The organism is Kitasatospora sp. NPDC054768, assembly GCF_053612025.1.
In genome coordinates this window covers 8,581-12,966 of sequence record NZ_JBSHBN010000217.1, presented here as the reverse complement: position 1 = coordinate 12,966, position 4,386 = coordinate 8,581, and the positions used below count along the sequence as shown (strand labels likewise).

Below are 4,386 nucleotides of genomic sequence, written 5' to 3'. Positions count from 1 at the left end.
CTCGCCGACCGCTACCGCGCCGGAGTCGTCCTGGCCTCCCTAATCCTCTGGCTCCGCGAACCAACCAGATGATCATTTGTCAGACACGCCTTAGCGGACGATGACGACCTTGCCCGCGACGGTGCGCGACTCGGCCAGCGCAAGCGCGGCCGCGGCCTCGTCGAGGGGGAACTCTGCGGCGACCTGGGCGGTGAGCGTGCCGTCGGCGAGCAGGGCCAGCACCTGGGTGAGGTCCTCGCGCAGCCGGGCCCGGAAGGCCGCGGGGCGGCGCCTGCCCGCCCACAGGTTGTAGAAGTGCGCGGAGCGCCCGTTGGGGAGCAGGTTCCACAACGCCAACCGGGCGAACAGGTTCAGCACCGGGAGCCGCGAGTCGCCGGCCTCGTCCTTGGTGGCGGCGGTGCCGTAGGACACCAGGACCCCTCCGCGGCGAAGCAGTTGCCAGGACCGCGCCAGTCCGGCGCCGCCGACGTGGTCGAACACCGCGTCGACGCCGTCGGGTGCGAGTTCCCGGATGCGCTGGTACGCGTCCGGGTCGCGGTGGTCGACCGGGGTCGCACCGAGGGCGCGGACGGTGTCGTGGTGGCGCGCGGAGGCCGTGCCGATCACCGTGATCCCGGCGTGCCGGGCCAGTTGGACGAGGGTCGAGCCGACGCCGCCGTTGGCGCCGAGCACGACGATCGTCGCGCCCCGGGCCACCTTCGCCGTCCGGTGCAGCATCTGCCAGGCCGTCACGCCGTTGACGACCACGGTCTCGGCGTCGGCGGCCGTCACGCCGTCCGGCACGGGGACGGCGTCCGCGGCGTCGATCAGCAGGTGGCTGGCCCAGGCGCCGGTCTTGGTGACGGCGGCGAAGCGGCGCCCGGTCATCGCCGGGTCGACGCCGGGGCCGGTCGCGACCACCGTGCCGACCACGTCGTAGCCGGGCACGAAGGGGAAGGGCGGCTGGTCGTAGTACTTGCCGCGGCGCATCTGCTGCTCGGCGAAGGAGACGCCGGTGGCGTCCATCCGCAGCAGGACCCGGCCGTCGGTCGGCGGCGGGAGGTCGCGGGTGCGCAGCCGGAGGCCGTCCGGCTCGACCTCGCCCGGCAGGACGACCTCGATGGCGCGGGTGATGACGGCGTCGTTCATGGCGTGCTCCGTTCGGCTCAGCATTGCTTACGGCCGTAACGTTACGCGCGTAAGCTCACCGCACACAAGGGCTGTCGGCTGTAAGTTTTCACCTGTAAGCTCACGGCATGGGAAACGAATCGAGCACACTGTCCGCCCGCCCCCGCAACCGCCGGGGGGAGGGTGCCCGTCTCCGCGAGGACATCGTGGCCGCCGCGGTCGAGCTGCTCGACGAGACCGGTAGCGAGAGCGCCGTCACCCTGCGGTCCGTCGCCCGCCGGGTCGGGATCGCCGCCCCCTCGATCTACCGCCACTTCCCCGACCAGCCGGCCATCATGCTGGCCGTGGTGCAGCAGGCCTTCGACCAGCTGGAAGCACAGCTCCGCGCCGCCGTGGACGCGGCCGGCGAGGACCCCCGGGCACGTCTGCTCGCCTTCTGCCACGCCTACCTGGGCTTCTCCGAGGACCACCCGGAGCGCTACCGCACCATGCTCGGCGGCGTCTGGGTGCCCGTGCTCCAGGACACCGCCGTGACGCAGGAGGACATGGCCACCCTCGGCATGGCGCCCCTGCACCTGCTCGCCGATGTCCTGGCCGAGTGCGCCGCCGCCGGCCTGGCCGCCACCGACGACCCCTGGGCGGACGCCGTCGCCCTGTGGCTGGGCCTGCACGGGCTGGCCCACCAACGGGCGGTGACGATCGCCTTCCCCTGGCCCGAGGGCATCGCCGACCGGCTGATCTCCACGCTGGCGCACCTCAAGAGCCAAGGCCCGTCCGGTAATTGATCATGCGGCGGGTCGAGGCGCGGTGGCAGGCACGGGGGCGGCCGGACGGCGGCCCGGGGGCCGGGTCCTGCCGGTTCCCTGCGCACTCGATGCCCGTGTCGTCGATGAGCCCGTCCGAGCCGAGCTTGCGGTTCGTCACCAGGAGCGCCCACGTATCTCGCTGGCCGCCCCGGACGGGTCGGCCCTACGCTCCCGGGGTCAGGTGTTCCTCGAAGGGGTGGGCATGATTCGTAGTTCCACCGTCCGGGCCGTCAATGCGTTGACCGCGCGCTGGGCTGCCGCTCTGCCGGAAGGCGGCACGGCCTTCACCACCGCCGGGGTGTGGCCGCTGCTGGCTCTGCTGGCAGACGGCGCAACCGCCGCCGTCCGTACGGAACTTGCCGATGCCATCGGCATCCCGGCAGACCGGGCTGCGGGCGAGGCGCGGGGCCTGCTGGCCGCGATCGATGCGATGCCCGGCGTGCAAGGGGCGCTCGGCCTGTGGACCCACGAAGCTCTGCCGATCGAGCGGAGCTGGCTTGCCGCACTCCCCGAACGCGTCCACGGACAGCTCACCGGCGACGCGGCCTCGGATCAGGCTCGACTCGACGCCTGGGCGGCGACGTGCACCGGCGGACAGATCCCGTCGATGCCGGTGACCGTCGAGCCGGACACCCGACTGGTGCTGGCCAGCGCCCTTACGGTCCGCACCGACTGGATCCGCCCGTTCGAACCCGGCGGCCTGGAGGCGGCGGCCGGCCCGTGGCGGGGCAGGGACATGGCCGGCCTGTCCCGGGTCACCGCACTCCTCGACCGCGTGGGAGTCACCCAGACCCCGACAGGTCCCGTCACCGTGCTCCACGTTCTCGGCGCCCAGGGAATCGATGTCCACCTGTTCCTGGGGACAGAGGACGCCCTGCCAGGGCATGTGCTGGCGGCAGCGGTGCGGACCCTCGACAACCGGAGGACAGTACTCCCGGGCGGTGAACTCCCCTACGGCGCTCCGGGCCCCGGGCTGACGGTCGAGCGTGTTCCCAGCCTCGACGGCGAATCGAAGCTGGTGGTGGAAACCGTGCCCTTCACCATCACCGCCCGCCACGATCTGCTCAAGGACCCTGAGCTGTTCGGCCTCCGAACAGCAACGGACCGAACCCGAGGTCACTTCCCCGGCATCAGCGCCGAGCCGTTGGCGGTCGAGGCCGCCGCACAGACGGTGACTGCCACGTTCGGCGCTCGCGGCTTCCGTTCCGCGAGCGTCACTGCCCTGAGCCTGGCGGGCGCGGGGCTACCGCCGCGGTTCCGCTATCGCGCCCGCATGATCAGCGCTCGATTCGACCGGCCGTTCGGCTTCCTCGCCGTCCACCGCACCTCACGGCTCGTCCTGAACGCCGGCTGGATCACCGAACCCGAGGCCTTCGAGGAATCGTCCTGGGAATGGTGAGCCCGTGAAGCAACGGACGGCACGGGGCAGCGTCGGACGGTCGGGTGTCGTGTGAAGGACGCCCGCCCGAAGCGGCGCGAGTGCGGTGGTGTCGTGGCGGCGAAGGAGCTTGCTCGCCGACCGCTCCTCGGGGTCGTGGTGCCCGCCCGGCAGGTGGCCACCGCTGCGCAGCCGTTCCGCGAACGGCGCGACCGGCGCCTCCGGCCTTGCGCCTGCCCGAACAGCCGCGTGGATCTGACGCCACCACCTCGGACGACCGGCCCCACGAGGAGCGGACGCAACGCCGGCGGTGCCGCGTCGTGCGGCACCGCCGGGCGGGGCGAGGGGTCTGCGGCAACAGACGGGGCCTCGGGTGGTGCGTGGCGACCGTCCGGACCAAGGGATGGGCGCCGTGATGGGCGGCTCCGGGTGGGAGCGCCGCGACCAGCTTCGGCCCGGGGCGGGGTGTTGCCCAAGGAGGAAACTGTTTCGCAAACGAGACCGGATGCTCGTGCACAACGGCCGCCCTCGACCTGCGGGGCCGGCGGGGTTGTCCACCTCCCGCCGGTGCGGACGAAGCGGGTCGGGTCCCACGTCGGGCCAGCGCTGGAGTGCCCTCGGACGGTTTGTGAAAAACGGCCCGCCCCAGGCCATTGCGGCGCCGCGGGACGGCCGTGAAATGCTGGGCGCGTCGCGGGCGGCAACCCGTGACAGAACGTCAAATACCGTCCGGACCAAAGGACATGATCACCATGGCCATGCGCCGTCACACCTCGCGGAGGCCCGCCAGCGGGGACGCGTTCTGCATCCACCTCCCCGGGAACCGCACGCTCGGCGTGCCCTGGATCCTCCCGACCGGCGTCGCGGTCGTCGTGCTCGTCGTCCTGGGCTACGACGTCCAGGCCGCCATCGCGGCGGTCCTCGCCACGGGCGCGGTCGCGCGCGAGCTCGGCCAGTCCTCCTGACGGTCCGGTTCATCCACCGTGGCGGGGGGGGCCCCCCGCCGGCCCCCCCCCCCCCCGGGGGGGGTTGACCGCGGCCCCCCCGGTGTTCACCCCGCTGATTTTAAAAAAAAAGAGAGCCAACTACAAACAC

At 72.5% G+C, this 4,386-nt stretch carries 4 protein-coding genes; 3 read left to right on the top strand and 1 reads right to left on the bottom strand.

Annotated elements, in window-relative coordinates:
• Window positions 1–90 precede the first annotated feature (90 nt).
• Window positions 91–1,128, bottom strand: coding sequence for a medium chain dehydrogenase/reductase family protein (locus ACWGKU_RS37585; protein WP_331768687.1), 1,038 nt, complete (start codon window positions 1,126–1,128; stop codon window positions 91–93).
• A 107-nt stretch (window positions 1,129–1,235) separates the two neighbouring features.
• Between ACWGKU_RS37585 and ACWGKU_RS37580 the strand changes: the two genes are divergently transcribed.
• From ACWGKU_RS37580 to ACWGKU_RS37570, 3 genes are all read left to right on the top strand, one after another.
• Window positions 1,236–1,892: a TetR/AcrR family transcriptional regulator gene (locus tag ACWGKU_RS37580; RefSeq protein ID WP_331768688.1), complete on the top strand. Its 657-nt coding sequence runs from the start codon at window positions 1,236–1,238 to the stop codon at window positions 1,890–1,892.
• Window positions 1,893–2,115: 223 nt separating this feature from the next.
• Window positions 2,116–3,312 carry a serpin family protein gene (locus ACWGKU_RS37575; RefSeq protein WP_331768689.1) on the top strand — a complete coding sequence of 399 codons (1,197 nt, stop codon included), beginning with the start codon at window positions 2,116–2,118 and terminating at the stop codon, window positions 3,310–3,312.
• A gap of 731 nt (window positions 3,313–4,043) precedes the next feature.
• Window positions 4,044–4,256 (top strand): hypothetical protein, encoded by a 213-nt coding sequence (locus ACWGKU_RS37570; protein ID WP_401048497.1) that lies wholly within the window; start codon window positions 4,044–4,046, stop codon window positions 4,254–4,256.
• The last annotated feature ends 130 nt before the right edge of the window (window positions 4,257–4,386 follow it).

Coding starts and splice junctions, on each gene's coding strand:
- ACWGKU_RS37585 (WP_331768687.1), bottom strand. CDS start 1,128: ATGAACGACGCCGTCATCACCCGCGCCATCGAGGTCGTCCTGCCGGGC.
- ACWGKU_RS37580 (WP_331768688.1), top strand. CDS start 1,236: ATGGGAAACGAATCGAGCACACTGTCCGCCCGCCCCCGCAACCGCCGG.
- ACWGKU_RS37575 (WP_331768689.1), top strand. CDS start 2,116: ATGATTCGTAGTTCCACCGTCCGGGCCGTCAATGCGTTGACCGCGCGC.
- ACWGKU_RS37570 (WP_401048497.1), top strand. CDS start 4,044: ATGGCCATGCGCCGTCACACCTCGCGGAGGCCCGCCAGCGGGGACGCG.